The sequence below is a fragment of the Cupriavidus oxalaticus genome, assembly GCF_004768545.1.
Lineage (GTDB): Bacteria > Pseudomonadota > Gammaproteobacteria > Burkholderiales > Burkholderiaceae > Cupriavidus > Cupriavidus oxalaticus_A.
Map to the genome: position 1 here is coordinate 1,352,407 of NZ_CP038635.1, position 16,771 is coordinate 1,369,177.

General features: G+C 67.2%; 15 protein-coding genes and 1 pseudogene. 11 read left to right on the top strand and 5 right to left on the bottom strand.

Features of this window, described 5'->3' with window-relative positions; genetic code table 11:
* The first annotated feature begins 7 nt into the window (after positions 1-7).
* Both E0W60_RS17110 and pgeF read left to right on the top strand, forming a co-directional pair.
* Positions 8-1,255 (top strand): RluA family pseudouridine synthase, encoded by a 1,248-nt coding sequence (locus tag E0W60_RS17110; RefSeq protein WP_135705027.1) that lies wholly within the window; start codon positions 8-10, stop codon positions 1,253-1,255.
* Positions 1,239-2,042, top strand: a complete 804-nt coding sequence (gene pgeF, locus E0W60_RS17115) for a peptidoglycan editing factor PgeF (protein WP_135705028.1) — start codon at positions 1,239-1,241, stop codon at positions 2,040-2,042. Before E0W60_RS17110 ends, pgeF begins: the two co-directional genes overlap by 17 nt.
* Before the next feature lie 10 nt (positions 2,043-2,052).
* Here pgeF and E0W60_RS17120 read toward each other — a convergent pair whose 3' ends face one another.
* The gene (locus E0W60_RS17120) at positions 2,053-2,283 is read right to left on the bottom strand and encodes a hypothetical protein (RefSeq protein WP_133096839.1); all 231 of its coding nucleotides are present in this window, start codon (positions 2,281-2,283) and stop codon (positions 2,053-2,055) included.
* Positions 2,284-2,716: 433 nt separating this feature from the next.
* Here E0W60_RS17120 and phaC point away from each other — a divergent pair, with 433 nt between their 5' ends.
* The 9 genes from phaC (at position 2,717) to E0W60_RS17165 (ending at position 13,610) form a co-directional block, all read left to right on the top strand.
* On the top strand, positions 2,717-4,486 hold the full coding sequence (phaC, locus tag E0W60_RS17125) for a class I poly(R)-hydroxyalkanoic acid synthase (RefSeq protein WP_135705029.1): 1,770 nt from the start codon (positions 2,717-2,719) through the stop codon (positions 4,484-4,486).
* Between the two features lie 81 nt (positions 4,487-4,567).
* Positions 4,568-5,749 carry an acetyl-CoA C-acetyltransferase gene (locus E0W60_RS17130; protein WP_133096841.1) on the top strand — a complete coding sequence of 394 codons (1,182 nt, stop codon included), beginning with the start codon at positions 4,568-4,570 and terminating at the stop codon, positions 5,747-5,749.
* A gap of 104 nt (positions 5,750-5,853) precedes the next feature.
* The gene (locus E0W60_RS17135; RefSeq protein WP_135705030.1) at positions 5,854-6,594 is read left to right on the top strand and encodes a 3-ketoacyl-ACP reductase; all 741 of its coding nucleotides are present in this window, start codon (positions 5,854-5,856) and stop codon (positions 6,592-6,594) included.
* Positions 6,595-7,019: 425 nt separating this feature from the next.
* Positions 7,020-7,571: a polyhydroxyalkanoate synthesis repressor PhaR gene (gene phaR, locus E0W60_RS17140; RefSeq protein ID WP_018004481.1), complete on the top strand. Its 552-nt coding sequence runs from the start codon at positions 7,020-7,022 to the stop codon at positions 7,569-7,571.
* Between the two features lie 229 nt (positions 7,572-7,800).
* Positions 7,801-8,769, top strand: coding sequence for a tRNA dihydrouridine synthase (locus E0W60_RS17145; protein ID WP_135705031.1), 969 nt, complete (start codon positions 7,801-7,803; stop codon positions 8,767-8,769).
* A gap of 144 nt (positions 8,770-8,913) precedes the next feature.
* Positions 8,914-10,293, top strand: a complete 1,380-nt coding sequence (gene rimO, locus E0W60_RS17150; RefSeq protein WP_135705032.1) for a 30S ribosomal protein S12 methylthiotransferase RimO — start codon at positions 8,914-8,916, stop codon at positions 10,291-10,293.
* Positions 10,294-10,408: 115 nt separating this feature from the next.
* On the top strand, positions 10,409-11,593 hold the full coding sequence (bktB, locus tag E0W60_RS17155; RefSeq protein WP_135705033.1) for a beta-ketothiolase BktB: 1,185 nt from the start codon (positions 10,409-10,411) through the stop codon (positions 11,591-11,593).
* Between the two features lie 8 nt (positions 11,594-11,601).
* Positions 11,602-12,219, top strand: a complete 618-nt coding sequence (locus E0W60_RS17160) for a hypothetical protein (RefSeq protein ID WP_133096846.1) — start codon at positions 11,602-11,604, stop codon at positions 12,217-12,219.
* Positions 12,220-12,383: 164 nt separating this feature from the next.
* A complete protein-coding gene (locus E0W60_RS17165) occupies positions 12,384-13,610 on the top strand; it encodes a cystathionine beta-lyase (RefSeq protein ID WP_135705034.1) in 1,227 nt (408 codons plus the stop codon).
* 45 nt (positions 13,611-13,655) lie between these two features.
* Here the strand turns inward: E0W60_RS17165 and E0W60_RS17170 are convergent, their stop codons facing one another.
* From E0W60_RS17170 to argE, 4 genes and pseudogenes are all read right to left on the bottom strand, one after another.
* The gene (locus tag E0W60_RS17170; protein WP_029049291.1) at positions 13,656-13,895 is read right to left on the bottom strand and encodes a DUF2789 domain-containing protein; all 240 of its coding nucleotides are present in this window, start codon (positions 13,893-13,895) and stop codon (positions 13,656-13,658) included.
* Positions 13,896-13,959: 64 nt separating this feature from the next.
* A pseudogene (locus tag E0W60_RS17175) lies at positions 13,960-14,235 on the bottom strand (PepSY domain-containing protein); the annotation flags it as partial.
* Positions 14,236-14,390: 155 nt separating this feature from the next.
* Positions 14,391-15,245, bottom strand: a complete 855-nt coding sequence (gene serB, locus E0W60_RS17180) for a phosphoserine phosphatase SerB (protein WP_135705035.1) — start codon at positions 15,243-15,245, stop codon at positions 14,391-14,393.
* Positions 15,246-15,507: 262 nt separating this feature from the next.
* Positions 15,508-16,722, bottom strand: a complete 1,215-nt coding sequence (gene argE / locus E0W60_RS17190) for an acetylornithine deacetylase (protein WP_135705036.1) — start codon at positions 16,720-16,722, stop codon at positions 15,508-15,510.
* Positions 16,723-16,771: the final 49 nt, after the last annotated feature.

Genomic DNA, 16,771 nt, shown 5'->3' on the forward strand with positions numbered 1-16,771 from the left:
ATCCCGGATGAAGAAAAATAGCGTCAAGCATTATAGCCCAAGCCCCCAACCTCAAGCCCGACCGGGCGCGGGTGTGGGAGGACTGCCACCCGAACAGGTGCGCGCCGCCGCAGCCGTGGCCGATTCCGAGGAATTCGAGGACCTTGCCGAGGCCGCGCCGGCCAATGCCGCGCTGGGCGCCGAGGCCGGGGTAACGCTGTCCCTGGAGGTGGACAGTGCCGCGCATGGCGAACGCCTCGACAAATTGCTCGCGCGTCACTTCAGCGAGTTCTCGCGCAGCCGCCTGCAGCAGTGGATCGAAAGCGGCGCGGTGCGCGTTGACGGCCAGGTGCGGCGCCCGCGCGATGCGGTGCAGATGGGCAACCGCATCGAGGTGCAGCCGCAGGCCGCGCCCGAATCTTCTGCCTTTGCGCCGGAAGATGTGCCGCTGGACGTGGTCTATGAAGACGACACGCTGCTGATCATCAACAAGCCCGCCGGGCTGGTGGTGCATCCGGCCGCCGGCAACTGGAGCGGCACCGTGCTCAACGGGCTGCTGCATCGCGACCCGGCCGCCAGCGCCCTGCCGCGTGCGGGCATCGTGCACCGGCTCGACAAGGAAACATCTGGCCTGATGGTGGTCGCGCGCACCCTGACCGCGCAGACCGACCTGGTGCGCCAGCTGCAGGCGCGCACGGTCAAGCGCACGTACATTGCGCTGGTGTGGGGCCGCACCTACGACGAGGGCACCATCGACGCGCCGATCGGCCGCGACGCGCGCGAACGCACGCGCATGGCGGTGGTGCATACGGCCAGCGGCAAGCCCTCGCGCACGCATTTCCGCACGCTGGCCACGGTGCCGCTGGGCCGCAGCTTTGTCTCGATGGTGATGTGCAAGCTCGAGACCGGGCGCACGCACCAGATCCGCGTGCACTTCGAATCGATCGGCCATCCGCTGGTGGGCGATCCGGTCTACTTCCGCGCGACCCAGCGCGGCCAGCGTCCGGCCATCCGCGTGCCGCTGCCGGTGCCGTTCGAGCGCCAGGCGCTGCATGCGTACAAGCTTGGCCTGGTGCATCCGGCCACCGGCCGGCACATGTCGTGGACCGCGCAGCCGCCGGCGGACCTGCAGGCACTGGTCGATGCGCTCGACTTCGAAAGCGCGCAGGATGAAGAGGAAGAAGAGGCCTGGGACGAGGTGTGGGAAGGCGGTGAAGCCCACTGGGAATATGCCGGCGAGGGTGACGAGGATGAAGACGATGAGCGCGACGCCTGACTCCCAATGGCTGGTGCCCGGCTGGTCGGCGCCGGCGCGCGTGCGCGCGCTCTCGACCACACGCCATGGCGGCGTCAGCCAGGGACCGTACGGGCTTGCCGGCGGCATGCCGGGCGGGCTCAACCTGGGCACGCATGTGGGCGACGATCCGGCGGACGTCGCGCGCAATCGGGAACGGCTGGCCGCGCACCTGCCGTCGATGCCGCGCTGGCTTGACCAGGTGCATGGCTGCGCCGTGGTCACGGCCGGCCACGTGGCCGGTGCAGGCGATCGGGCCCCGCAGGCCGATGCCAGTGTCGCGAGCGCACCGGGCCATGTCTGCGCCGTGATGACGGCCGACTGCTTGCCGGTCCTGCTGTGCGATGCGCAAGGCACGGTGGTGGGTGCGGCGCACGCCGGCTGGCGCGGGCTGTGCAATGGCGTTATCGAAGCCACGCTGGCCCGCATGCAGGCCGCGGCCGGCGGTCAGGACCAGCGCTGGCTGGCGTGGCTGGGTCCGGCCATCGGGCCGGATGCGTTCGAGGTCGGCGCCGAGGTGCGCGACGCCTTCCTGGCGCAGGCGCATGCCGGCGAGCAGGCCGCTGTTGCGGCGGCTTTCCGTGCCGGTGCCCCGGGCAAGTACCTGGCCGACATCTATGCACTCGCGCGCACGCGGCTGGCACGGGCCGGCTGCACCGAGGTGTATGGCGGTGATGCCTGCACCGTCACCGACGCAGCGCGCTTCTACTCCTATCGCCGCGACGGCGTGACCGGCCGCATGGCCAGCCTGGTCTGGCTGGCCGACTGAGGCGTCAGTCCTACTTCTCCGGCGGTGTTTCCGCCACCGGCGGCGCATTGCCGCCGGCCTGCGCCGCGCGCTCGGCTTGCGCTTTGCGCCGCCGCCGCGCCGGCGTGCCCAGGATGTACAGCACCAGTGCCACCGGCGCCAGCCCATAGAACACGAACGTGGCGACGCCCGCCACCACCGTGTGCTCGGTGATCGCCATCATCAGCGCGACATAGAGCCAGCCAATGGCTACGATGTACATAAAATTTTCATCCTTCTCGCCTATCCTGCGGAGCCTCGGCGGAGGCAGGCGCGGCATACCGTCCGGTAGGTCGGGGAGCCCGTTTCGCCAGGACGGATTTCCACATTGACAGTACATACGTTGCAAGGCAACAATGGCCTCAAATGTCTCGGGATCGCTGACGATTCCAAGGGTTTTTGCCGGCAAGCATACCGCATGGCGTTGCCAGCCAGAGCGCCGCGGTAGCCGGTAAAAAGGGAGTTGCTATCGGGATGGGCGGAATCCGCCGCGCAAGCGCGGCGCCGGGGTTCCGGCGAATTATCTGGCTAGCCTGCCCGGTTCGGGTGAGGCGCGCGCCGGGTCCATCCGGATAGCATCTCCCAATGCAAAAGTGCCGGCCAGGGCAATGCCCGGAGCCGGTTCGTATAGTGACGGCAGAGAGACAATTCACATCATGGCGACCGGCAAAGGTGCGGCAGCTTCCATCCAGGAAGGCAAGTCCCAACCGTTCAAGTTCACGCCGGGGCCATTCGATCCAGCCACATGGCTGGAATGGTCCCGCCAGTGGCAGGGCACAGGAGGTAACGGCCATGCGGCCGTCGCAGGCATTCCGGGCCTGGACGCGCTCGCAGGCATGAAGATCGCCCCGGCGCAACTGGGCGATATCCAGAAGCGCTACATGAACGACTTCGTGGCCTTGTGGCAGGCCATGGCCGAGGGTAATCCCGACGCCGCGGGGCCGCTGCATGACCGGCGCTTCGCCGGCGAGGCGTGGCGCAATAACGTTCCTTATCGCTTCGCCGCCGCGTTCTACCTGCTCAACGCACGCGCCATGACCGAGCTGGCCGACGCTGTCGAGGCCGATGCCAAGACACGCCAGCGCATCCGCTTTGCGATCTCGCAATGGGTCGATGCCATGTCGCCGGCCAATTTCCTGGTCACCAACCCCGAAGCGCAGCGGCTGCTGATCGAATCGGGCGGCGAATCGCTGCGCGCCGGCGTGCGCAACATGCTCGAAGACCTGACGCGCGGCAAGATTTCGCAGACCGACGAGACCGCGTTCGAGGTCGGCCGCAACGTTGCAGTGACCGAAGGTGCGGTGGTCTATGAAAACGAATACTTCCAGCTGCTGCAATACAAGCCGCTGACCGCCAAGGTCCATGCGCGCCCGCTGCTGCTGGTGCCGCCGTGCATCAACAAGTACTACATCCTCGACCTGCAGCCGGAAAGCTCGCTGGTGCGGCATGCGGTGGAGCAGGGCCATACGGTGTTCCTGGTGTCGTGGCGCAATCCCGATGCCAGCCTTGCGGCCGCCACCTGGGACGATTACATCGAGCACGGCGCCATCAAGGCCATCGAGGTTGCGCGCGATATCGGCGGCCAGGACCAGATCAACGTGCTGGGCTTCTGCGTGGGCGGCACCATCGTCTCGACCGCGCTGGCAGTGCTGGCCGCGCGCGGCGAGCATCCGGCCTCGAGCCTGACGCTGCTGACCACGCTGCTCGATTTCGCCGATACCGGCATCCTCGACGTGTTCGTGGACGAAGCCCATGTGCAGCTGCGCGAAGCCACGCTGGGCGGTGGTGCCGGCGCACCCTGCTCGCTGCTGCGCGGGCTGGAGCTGGCCAATACCTTCTCGTTCCTGCGCCCGAACGACCTGGTGTGGAACTACGTGGTCGACAACTACCTGAAGGGCAACACGCCGGTGCCGTTCGACCTGCTGTTCTGGAATGGCGACGCCACCAACCTGCCGGGCCCGTGGTACTGCTGGTACCTGCGCCACACCTACCTGCAGGACGAGCTGAAGGTGCCCAACAAGCTGACCGTGTGCAACGTGCCGGTCGACCTGGGCAGCATCGACACGCCGACGTATCTCTACGGCTCGCGCGAGGACCATATCGTGCCGTGGACCGCCGCCTATGCCTCGACCGCGCTGCTGAAGAACAAGGTGCGCTTCGTGCTGGGCGCATCCGGGCATATCGCTGGCGTGATCAACCCGCCGGCCAAGAACAAGCGCAGCCACTGGACCAACGACAAGCTGGCGGCATCGCCGCAGCAATGGCTGGCCGATGCCACCGAGCACCACGGCAGCTGGTGGCCAGACTGGATGGCATGGCTTGCCGGCCATGCCGGTGCCAAGCGCGCCGCGCCCGCCGAGTACGGCAACGCGCGCTATCCCGTGATCGAACCCGCGCCTGGGCGTTACGTCAAAGCCAAGGCATGATGCTTGCATGATGGCCGGGCCGCCACACTGGCGGCATCGGCTGCCGCGCAGGCTTTCCATTTCCATCGAAAGGACTACACCATGACTGACGTTGTCATCGTTTCCGCGGCCCGTACCGCAGTAGGCAAGTTTGGCGGATCGCTGGCCAAGATCCCGGCCCCCGAACTGGGCGCAGTAGTCATCAAGGCGGCGCTGGAGCGTGCCGGCATCAAGCCGGAACAAGTCAGCGAAGTCATCATGGGCCAGGTGCTCGCCGCCGGCTCGGGCCAGAACCCGGCGCGCCAGGCGTCGATCAAGGCCGGCCTGCCGGCTATGGTGCCGGCCATGACCATCAACAAGGTTTGCGGCTCGGGCCTGAAGGCCGTGATGCTGGCGGCCAATGCCATCGCTGCCGGCGACGCCGAGATCGTGGTGGCCGGCGGCCAGGAAAACATGAGCGCCGCTCCGCACGTGCTGCCGGGCTCGCGCGACGGCTTCCGCATGGGCGATACCAAGCTGGTCGACACCATGATCGTCGATGGCCTGTGGGATGTGTACAACCAGTACCACATGGGCATTACCGCCGAGAACGTCGCCAAGGAATACGGCATCACGCGCGAGGCGCAGGATGAATTTGCCGTCGGCTCGCAGAACAAGGCCGAGGCCGCGCAGAAGGCCGGCAAGTTCGACGAGGAAATCGTGCCGGTGCTGATCCCGCAGCGCAAGGGTGACCCGGTCGCGTTCAAGACCGACGAGTTTGTCCGCCAAGGCGCCACGCTGGACAGCATGTCCGGCCTGAAGCCCGCCTTCGACAAGGCCGGCTCGGTGACCGCGGCAAATGCCTCGGGCCTGAACGACGGCGCCGCCGCGGTGGTGGTGATGTCGGCGGCCAAGGCCAAGGAACTGGGCCTGACGCCGCTGGCCACGATCAAGAGCTTCGCCAACGCCGGCGTCGATCCCAAGGTGATGGGCATGGGCCCGGTGCCGGCTTCCAAGCGCGCGCTGTCGCGTGCCGGCTGGACGCCGCAGGACCTCGACCTGATGGAAATCAACGAGGCCTTTGCCGCGCAGGCGCTGGCGGTGCACCAGCAGATGGGCTGGGATACCTCCAAGGTCAACGTCAACGGCGGCGCCATCGCCATCGGTCACCCGATTGGTGCATCGGGCTGCCGTATCCTGGTGACGCTGCTGCACGAGATGAAGCGCCGCGACGCCAAGAAGGGCCTGGCCTCGCTGTGCATCGGCGGCGGCATGGGCGTGGCGCTGGCGGTTGAGCGCAACTGATCCGCAACCAGTTCGGTATCAAGCGGCAACGAATCAGCAGTAGGCCGGGCCAGCGGTCCTCGCGGGCCCGGCAACGATAACGAAGAGCCAATCAAGGAGTGGACATGACTCAGCGCATTGCGTATGTGACCGGCGGCATGGGCGGCATCGGGACCGCCATTTGCCAGCGCCTGGCCAAGGATGGCTTTCGTGTGGTGGCCGGCTGCGGCCCCAACTCGCCGCGCCGTGAAAAGTGGATCGAGCAGCAGAAGGCGCTCGGTTTCGATTTCGTTGCCTCGGAAGGCAACGTTGCCGACTGGGATTCGACCAAGGCCGCTTTCGACAAAGTCAAGGCCGAGGTTGGCGAGGTCGATGTGCTGATCAACAACGCCGGCATCACGCGCGACGTGGTGTTCCGCAAGATGACGCGCGCCGACTGGGATGCGGTGATCGACACCAACCTGACCTCGCTGTTCAACGTCACCAAGCAGGTGATCGACGGCATGGTCGACCGTGGCTGGGGCCGGATCGTCAATATCTCGTCGGTGAACGGCCAGAAGGGCCAGTTCGGCCAGACCAACTACTCCACCGCCAAGGCCGGCCTGCACGGCTTCACCATGGCGCTGGCGCAGGAAGTGGCGACCAAGGGTGTGACGGTCAACACCGTTTCGCCGGGCTATATCGCCACCGACATGGTCAAGGCGATCCGCCAGGACGTGCTCGACAAGATCGTCGCCACGATCCCGGTGAAGCGCCTGGGCGAGCCGGACGAGATCGCTTCGATCTGCGCCTGGCTGTCGTCCGATGAGTCCGGTTTCTCGACCGGCGCCGACTTCTCGCTGAACGGCGGCCTGCACATGGGCTGACCTGCCGGCGTGATCGGCAACCGCGCCGGCGGCCGCATTTTGCGGTGCAGCCAGCGCGGCGCACAAGGCGGCGGAGGTTTGGTTTCGCTGTCTCTTTCGCGGGCCGCAAGGGCCCGCGAATCATTTCCGCGCAGCGGTTTGTCTGCCGATTTGGCGTGGGTTTACCGGGTTTTCCTTAAGCTGGGTCGCTTTTCTTAGTGCTGTGTTGGGCATAGAATCAGGGCAGCGGCGCAGCCAGCACCATAGTCGTGCAGTGCGGCCCTCGCGGGGGCGAGGTGGCGAAGCCGCAACGCGCAGCCATGCGCGAACACGCCGCGGCAAGCCGACACGACAAACACAGATGGCGCAGGCGGTACCGATTTGCGCAGTGCACCCCATGCGGTGCAGCAGCGCGCAATCAGCGACGACACAAGGACAGAGCACCGATGGCCACGACCAAAAAAGGCGCAGAGCGACTGATCAAGAAGTATCCGAACCGCAGGCTCTACGACACCCAGACCAGCACCTATATCACCCTGGCTGACGTCAAGCAGCTGGTCATGGATTCCGAAGAATTCAAGGTCGTTGACGCCAAGTCGGGGGATGAACTGACCCGCAGCATCTTGCTGCAGATCATCCTTGAAGAAGAGACCGGCGGCGTGCCGATGTTCTCCAGTGCCATGCTGTCGCAGATCATCCGGTTCTACGGCCATGCCATGCAGGGCATGATGGGCACCTACCTGGAAAAGAACATCCAGGCCTTTATCGATATCCAGAACAAGCTGGCCGAGAATTCCAAGGGCCTGTATTCGGGCGAGGCCTTCAGCCCCGACATGTGGTCGCAGTTCATGAACATGCAGGGCCCGATGATGCAGGGCATGATGAGCAACTACATCGAGCAGAGCAAGAACCTGTTCGTGCAGATGCAGGAACAGATGCAGAACCAGGCCAAGAATATGTTCGGGACGTTCCCGTTCAACCAGCCGGACAAGAAGTAATCGACGTGGCGGCGGGCCGTTCGGCCTGCCGCTTTTCCTGTGCGCTGTCGATAAACAGCCCCGTCGTGCAGCGCAGCGGCCAAAGCGGTTAAAATGCCGACCTCCTGAACTGGCGGCTCATTTGCGGACTCGCCTGCATAGCGCGAATCCCGATGCCTTCCAGAATCCACCGTCCTTGCCATTTATGCGCCCGCGAAGCCGGCGCACGCCGCCTGGCGCACTCCTGATCATGAGCCGGCTGATCCTCGCTCCGATGGAGGGGCTTGCGGACTACGTCCTGCGCGACGTGCTGACTGGCCTTGGCGGCTACGACGGCTGCGTGTCGGAGTTCGTGCGGGTGACGGGCTCGCTGCTTCCCGCCCGTGTCTATGAGCGCGATACGCCCGAAACCCTGCAGGGCGGCTACACCAACAGCGGTACGCCGATGGTGATCCAGCTGCTAGGCAGCGACCCAGAATGGCTGGCGCGCAATGCCGCGTATGCCGCGACCTTGTCGCCCCACGGCATCGACCTGAATTTCGGCTGTCCGGCGAAGGTCGTCAACCGGCATGGCGGCGGCGCCATGCTGCTCGGGCAACCTGACTTGCTGAACCGCATCGTGGCCGCAGTACGCGCCGCGGTGCCGGCGCATATCTCCGTGACCGCCAAGATGCGGCTGGGCATTTCCGATACCGCTCTCGCGCTGGACTGCGCCGCCGCGCTGGCGGAGGGCGGGGCGGCGTCGCTGGTGGTGCATGCGCGCACGCGCGACGACGGCTACCGGCCGCCCGCGCATTGGGAGTGGATCGCGCGGATCGCCGAGGCCATCGACATTCCGGTCATTGCCAACGGCGACGTCTGGACCGTCGCCGACTGGGAGCGCTGTTGCGCAGTGACCGGTTGCGACGATGTGATGATCGGGCGCGGCGCGGTCTCCGACCCTTTCCTGGTCCGGCGCATCCGCGGCCAGATGGAGCGCACGCCGTCCGCCGCCGAATGGCCGCTGGTGCTGCGCCAGATCTCGCTGTACCTGAAGAAGCTGCACGAACGGATCTCGTCCTGCCATGAGCACGGCCGGGTCAAGCTCTGGCTCAGCTACCTGAAGCGGACCTGGCCGCAGGCCACCGAACTGCATGACGCAATCCGGCGCATGCAGGACTCGGCCGAGATCGCGCGTCTGCTGCTGAGTGTTCCCGGCGCCTCTCCGATTCCTGGCTGAACCAGCCATCAAGTGTGGCGTCAGGCGCCGGCAAAGACTGGCAAACGGGTAAAATACGCGATTGGCCTGCATCGCCTGGCGCCCGATCGCCCGCGCGATAACCGGATATACTCCGCCGCGCCTGCCCCACATTCGTATCGCACCGTGAAAAACCCTTCAGAATCAACGACCCAGAAAGACAGTAGTCCGCGCGTGGGTTTCGTTTCGCTCGGCTGTCCCAAGGCCCTGGTCGACTCCGAGCAGATCATCACCCAGCTGCGCGCCGAGGGCTATGCCATCAGCGGCACCTATGACGGCGCCGACCTGGTGGTGGTCAATACCTGCGGCTTTATCGACGAGGCTGTGCAGGAAAGCCTGGACGCCATCGGCGAGGCGCTGACCGAGAACGGCAAGGTCATCGTGACCGGCTGCCTCGGTGCCAAGAAGGATGCGGCGGGGCACGACATCGTGTCGTCGGTGCACCCCAAGGTGCTGGCCGTGACCGGCCCGCATGCGCTGGGCGAAGTGATGCAGGCCGTGCACACGCACCTGCCGAAGCCGCACGACCCGTTTACCGACCTGGTGCCGGCCGCCGGCATCAAGCTGACGCCCAAGCACTACGCCTACCTGAAGATTTCGGAAGGCTGCAACCATCGCTGCTCGTTCTGCATCATCCCGTCGATGCGTGGCGACCTGGTGTCGCGCCCGGTGGCCGAGGTCATGCTGGAGGCCGAGAATCTGTTCAAGGCCGGCGTCAAGGAACTGCTGGTGATCTCGCAGGACACCAGTGCCTATGGCGTCGACGTCAAGTACCGCACCGGCTTCTGGAACGGCCGTCCGCTCAAGACCCGCATGACCGAACTGGTGGCGGCGCTGGGCGAACTGGCCGCGCAGTACGGCGCCTGGGTGCGCCTGCACTACGTCTATCCGTACCCGCACGTCGACGAGATCATCCCGCTGATGAACAACGGCCACGTGCTGCCGTACCTGGACGTGCCGCTGCAGCACGCCCACCCGGACGTGCTCAAGCGCATGAAGCGCCCGGCCAACGCCGAAAAGACCATGGACCGCATCCGTGCCTGGCGCGAGATCTGCCCCGAGCTGACCATCCGCAGCACCTTTATCGCCGGCTTCCCGGGCGAGACCGAGGCCGAGTTCCAGACGCTGCTGGACTTTATCGCCGAGGCCGAGCTGGACCGCGTCGGCTGCTTTGCATACTCGCCGGTGGAAGGCGCCACGGCCAACGACCTGCCGGGCGCGCTGCCCGACGAGGTGCGCGAGGAGCGCCGCGCCCGCTTCATGGAAGTGGCCGAGGAAGTGTCCGCGCGCCGGCTGCAGCGCAAGGTCGGCCAGACCCTGCGCGTGCTGGTCGACGAGGTCAACCAGGACGGCGGCATCGGCCGTTCGTCGGCGGATGCGCCGGAAATCGACGGCCTGGTCTATATCGCGCCGCCGGAGCGTACCTCGCAGCGCTATCGCGCAGGCGAGTTCGTCGACGTGAAGATCACGGGCGCCGATGGTCACGACCTGTGGGGCGAGGTCTGAGCTAGTCCTGCCGGACGAGGCGGGGCGCGGCGCGATTAGGTAAAAGTACGGTCGTTCGTTTCTGCGCGGGCGCCGCTATACTGTGCAGCGCAACAAACCTCCTGGGAGACAAGTCATGACGCGTGAAGTCGTAGTGGTGAGCGGTGTCCGTACCGCGATCGGGACCTTTGGCGGCAGCCTGAAGGACGTGGCGCCGGCCGAACTGGGCGCGCTGGTGGTGCGCGAGGCGCTGGCCCGCGCGCAGGTATCCGGCGACGACGTCGGCCACGTGGTGTTCGGCAACGTGATCCAGACCGAGCCGCGCGACATGTACCTGGGCCGCGTTGCCGCGGTCAACGGCGGGGTTTCGATCAACGCGCCCGCGCTGACCGTGAACCGCCTGTGCGGCTCGGGCCTGCAGGCCATCGTCAGCGCCGCGCAGACCATCCTGCTGGGCGATGCCAACGTCGCCATCGGCGGCGGTGCCGAAAGCATGAGCCGCGCCCCGTACCTGGCGCCCGCGGCCCGCTGGGGCGCCCGCATGGGCGACGCCGGCCTGGTCGACATGATGCTGGGCGCGCTGCACGACCCGTTCCACCGCATCCACATGGGTGTCACGGCCGAGAACGTGGCCAGGGAATACGACATTTCGCGTGCGCAGCAGGACGAAGCCGCGCTGGAATCGCACCGCCGCGCGTCCGCCGCGATCAAGGCCGGCTATTTCAGGGACCAGATCGTCCCGGTGGTGAGCAAGGGCCGCAAGGGCGATGTGACGTTCGACACCGACGAGCACGTGCGCCATGACGCGACCATGGACGACATGACCAAGCTCAAGCCGGTGTTCGCCAAGGAAAACGGCACCGTCACGGCCGGCAATGCCTCGGGCCTGAACGATGCCGCCGCCGCAGTGGTGATGATGGAGCGCGCCGAGGCCGAGCGCCGCGGCCTGAAGCCGCTGGCGCGCCTGGTCTCGTACGGCCATGCCGGCGTCGATCCGAAGACCATGGGCATCGGCCCGGTGCCGGCGACGAAGATCGCGCTGGAACGCGCCGGCCTGCAGGTGGCGGACCTGGACGTGATCGAAGCCAACGAGGCCTTCGCCGCGCAGGCCTGCGCCGTGACCAAGGCGCTGGGCCTGGACCCGGCCAAGGTCAACCCGAATGGCTCGGGCATCTCGCTGGGCCACCCGATCGGCGCCACCGGCGCGCTGATCACGGTCAAGGCGCTGTACGAGCTGCAACGGGTGCAAGGCCGCTACGCGCTGGTGACGATGTGCATCGGCGGCGGGCAGGGCATTGCCGCGATCTTCGAACGCGTCTGAGGTTCGACTTGCGCCGTGTGCTGCTGAAATTGTCTGTCCCGGCGCTGGCTGCCGTGCTCGTCCTGGCGGGCACGGCGCAGGCGGCACCGGCGACCGAGTTGTCGACCGGCCCGGTTGGGGCGGCATCGGTTGGCGGTGAAAGCCTGGGCATCAACCAGGCCATCCGCGATGGCGAGGCCAAACGTGGCACGGCACTGTCGACCGGCGCGCCCAGGCCGCTGGCGCCGCGCCCCGAGTATTCCTCGCTGCCGGTCTATGTCGGCAAGGTCGGCGACCAGCCCGTGCGACTGCGGCTCGGCCCCAAGCCCGACGAGCGCGACAGCGTGCGCGGCGAATACAGCGGCCGCGGCGCCGGTGTGCGCCTGCTTGCCGGCGAATGGGAAAACGGCGCTTTCCTGATGGAAGAGTCGGACGATGGTACGCGCGTAACCGGCAACTGGGAGGGCAACATCGACGCCAGCGGCGCCGTGCGCGGCACCTGGACCGATGCCTTCAATCCCGCCATCGTGCTGCCGTTCTTTATCCGCCCGCTGGGCGTGCTGGTCATCCCGCCTTTCGACATGACGCCCAACAGCGGCGTCACCTACGCCCCGCCGCCGCCCAAGTCGTCGATCTCGGGCTGGTAAGCGCACGCATCTTCCCCTGAAATGCGAACCGCCGTCGTTCCCGGTGGCGCGGCCGGCATTTGCTGGTAAGCTCGAAGGCTCACCGAGTCTCATTCCTGGCCGGACAGCGTGATGCCTGCTTGGCATCGTGCCAGCGCCGGCCAGCAGCCAGCAAGGAATCCGCCGTGTCCGATTCGCCGTCCGACAAGCCCGCATCCCGCCCCCATTACCTGCAGACCGTCGCGGTCCAGCCCGAGCTGGACATCGCCTCCGGCTTTGCCTCATTCTCGCCCGCCACCCACCGTGGCTCGACCGTGGTGTTCCGCAACCTGGCCGAACTGCGTGCGCAAGGTGACGGTGCCACCACCTACTGGCGTTACGGCCTGCACGCCACCCCGACCAGCGAGGCGCTGTGCCAGCACCTGGCACTGATCGAAGGGGCGCGCCATACCTTGCTGCTGCCTTCCGGGCTGGCGGCGATTTCGCTGGTCTACTTCGCGCTGCTCAAGAGCGGCGACGACGTGCTGATGCCGCACAACGTCTACGGCCCCAACCGCGACCATGGCGAATGGCTGGCGCGCGACTATGGCGTGTCGGTGCGCTACTACGATCCGATGGACGCTGCCGGCATGGCCGCGATGATCCGGCCCGAGACGCGCCTGATCTGGATGGAGTCGCCGGGTTCGGTGACGATGGAAGTGGCGGACACCGATGCCATCGTCGCCGCCGCGCGGGCGCATGGCGTGCTGACCGCGATCGACAACACCTGGTCGGGCGGCGTCTACTTCCGCCCGTTCGAGAAAGGCATCGATATCTCGGTGCAGGCGCTGACCAAATACCAGTCCGGCGGCAGCGATGTGCTGATGGGCGCGGTCATGACCTGTGACGATGCGCTGCACGACCGCCTGCGGCGCACCCGCATGCTGATGGGCTGGGGCGTGTCCGCCGATGACTGCCACCTGGTGCTGCGCGGGCTGCCGAGCCTGCCGGTGCGGCTGGCGGCGCACGACCGCGGCGCGCGCGAAGTCGCCGAATGGCTGCGCCAGCGGCCCGAGGTCGCGCGTGTGCTGCATCCCGCGCTGCCTGACTGCCCGGGCCACGCCAACTGGCGGCGCGACTTCACCGGCGCTACCGGCCTGTTCGCCATCATCCTGCGCGCGCGCTACTCGCGCCAGCAGGTCGATGCCTTTGTCGAGGCGCTGCAGTTGTTCGCGATCGGCTGGTCGTGGGGCGGCGCGCACAGCCTGGCAGTGCCTTACCACGTCCAGAACATGCGTCCGGCAGGCACCTGGCCGCCGGCCGGCTGGCAGGACACCGGTGAACTGGTGCGGCTCTATATCGGCCTGGAGGACACGCGCGACCTGATCGCCGACCTGCGCCAGGCGATGGAGGCGCAGTTGGGCGCGGCGTAAGGGATGTAAGGCTTAGGCGGGGCGCGCAGGCGCCCCGCGCCCGCTTCAGGCAGGCTTGCGCAGAGCCAGGTTGAGCTGGTCGACCACCTCGGCCCAGTCGGCGTCGTCGAGAAGCTCGTCGTGCAGCAGCGCTGACTGCGCCGGCGTCCAGAACGGCGCCTCTGCCAGCTCCACATCGTCTGGCAGCGGCGCGTGCTGGCCGATGAAGCTGCGGATGCTGGCCTCATCGGAAGCCAGGCCGAGTTGCGCGAACAGTTCGGAAAACTGGTGGAAGGTCGGTTCCATGGCGGTCGGGTCTGTTGGTTGGGGGCTCATGTAGTGTAGCCGAGCCCCGTTCAACCGCCGGCGCTCAGCGGGCGTCGGCGCCGGACATCGGCTTGGCGCCGGCGGCGGCCGTGTCCGTGGCCGCGGCGGCGGCACGCGGCAGCGCCCACACCGACTCGGCCGGTCCGCTGCGCGCACGCCGCCGGGTGGCGCGGGCGAGGGCGACGAAGCCTGCCGCCAGCGCGATGGCGCCGATATCGAAGCCGGCGATGATCCAGTGCCCGCTGGGGATGCTGCGCAGCAGGTGGTCGCCGGTCAGGATGGCGTTGGACAGCGGCACGGCCAGCGCGGCCAGTGCCGCAGTAGATTCCGCTGACCGGGATGCCCGGAGTGTTGGAGAAGGGGCGTCGAAAGGTGGCACAACCGCCACCCAGCGGCGCAACGGACCCGACGCCATGGAATCCACGCCACGGAATCGACGCCACGGAAGCGGCGCTGCCGCCCCCTTGCGTGACTTCAGTGGGGGAACAGTGCCAGCAGCCCGTCCAGCCCGACATGGTTGAACGCCACGCTGGCCTGCGCGCGCACCACCGGCTTGGCGCGGAAGGCCACCGAGAGCCCGGCTACGGCCATCATCTTGAGGTCATTGGAACCGTCGCCCATGACGATGGCCTGGTCCGGCGTGGCGCCGATCTGTGCGCAGACTTCCCGCACGGTACGGGCCTTGACGTCGGCATTGACGATCTCGCCGACCACGCTGCCGGTCAGCTTGCCGTCGACGATTTCCAGCGTGTTGGCGCGGGTGAAGTCCAGCTTCAGGCGCGGCTTGAGCTGGTCGGTGAAGTGGACGAAGCCTCCGGACACCAGCAGCGTCTTGATGCCCAGCGCCTGCACGGCCTGCAGCATGCGCTCGGCACCCGGCGACAGGCGCAGGCGCTCCGCGTAGACGCGGTCGAGCACGCTGGCGTCCAGGCCCTTTAGCAGCGCCACGCGGCGCCGCAGGCTTTCGTTGAAGTCGGTGATCTCGCCACGCATCGCGGCTTCGGTGATGGCGGAGACCTCGGCCTTGAGGCCGCAGAAGTCGGCGATCTCGTCGATGCACTCGATCGTGATCAGCGTCGAGTCCATGTCCATCGCCACCAGCCGGAAATCCGACAGCCTGCGTCCGGCCGGGACCACGGCCCAGTCGATCGCGCGCGGACCGCAGAAATCATCCAGCGCATCGCGCAGCGCCGGCGTCAGCGGCGCGCAGTCCTCGGCGGCAGCCACGGTGTCGCTGCGCGGCACCAGCGCGGAGGCGCGGGCGAGGGTGCGGGCGGTGTCGAGGTCGGCGGCGGAAAGCGGGGCGGTGCTCTGGAGGATCAGGGGCATGGCAGGTGAGGATCGGGCGCGCGCAGCATGGCGGGCAGGCAGGGCGGCAACGCGGAAAAACCGCTATTGTAGCCGCCCTGGCCGGCTGGCTGAGCACTGCCCGGATGCTCAGCGCCGCGCCATCAGCATGTAGTCCACCGTCAGGTTGGACAGCGCGCGCACGCCGTTGATCAGCGCCGGCTCGTCCACATAGAACTCGGGCGAGTGGTTGAAGGGCGCCCTGGTCACATCCTGAGCCTGGTGTCACGCCAGACATAGTTGGTCAGGCCATGCGCAGGCTATCCACCACCTTATGCAGGAACGCTTCGCACGCCGCCAGCTGCTCCAGCGCGACAAACTCATCCGGCTTGTGCGCCTGCTGGATATCGCCAGGCCCGCACACCACCGCCGGAATGCCCGCGCGCTGGAACAGCCCGGCCTCGGTGCCATAGGCAACCTTGTTGGTCTCGCGATCGGCCGTCAGCGCGCGCACCAGCTGCGTGATCGCGGCCTGCTCGGCAACATCCAGCGACGGCGCGGCGGCAATCTTGCTGAGCGTCAGGTCGGCATCGGCATGCTCGGCGCGCATCTTCGGCAGCAGCACGTCGTTGGCGTAGGCATGGATCCGCGCGTAGATCGCTTCCGGATCCACCCCGGGCAAATTGCGGAACTCGAATACGAACTCGCACAGCGCCGGGATGGTGTTGAGCGCGATCCCGCCCTGGATAGTGCCGGTCTGCGCGGTGGTATAAGGCACGTCGAAGGCCTGGTCGTAAGGGCCGTTGGCCTTGAATTCATCGGCGATATCGCGGATGAAGCAGATCAGCCGCGCCGCGTATTCGATCGCATTGACGCCGCGCGGCGTCAGCGACGAGTGCGCGGCCTGGCCCCGCACGCAGCAGCGGTAGGCATTGATGCCCTTGTGCGCGACGATCACGCGCATGCTGGTCGGCTCGCCCACGATGCAGCCGCCGGGCGTCACGCCGCGGTCGCGCAGTTCGGCCAGCAGGTAGGGCGCGCCCATGCAGCCGATTTCTTCATCGAAGGAGAGGGCGTAGTGCACCGGCTCGCGCAGCTTCGCGCCGAGGATGGCTGGCAGCAGCGACAGGCTGGTGCCGATGAAGCCCTTCATGTCGCAGGTGCCGCGGCCATAGAGCTTGCCGTCGCGGATCACCGGCCTGAACGGATCGGTGGTCCAGTCCTGGCCGTCCACCGGCACCACGTCGGTGTGGCCCGACAGCACGATGCCGCCGTTGGTGCCGCCATCGGCCGCGGGCACCGTGACAAAGAGATTGGCCTTGTCCTGTTGCGGGTTGTAGCTCAGATGCGGCTTCAGGCCCTTGGCCAGGAAGTGGTCGCGCACGGTCTCGATCAGGCCGAGGTTGGAGTGGCGGCTGGTGGTGTCATAGGCGACCAGCCGCTGGGTCCATTCGAGCGCGCTGCCTCGCGCGGCGTGGTCATTGACGGTCTGGCTGGGGGCGGCGGCTTGGGCTGGCATGGGGCGCTATCACTAACCGATCAGGAGTCCGATGCTACACCCGGTCGTG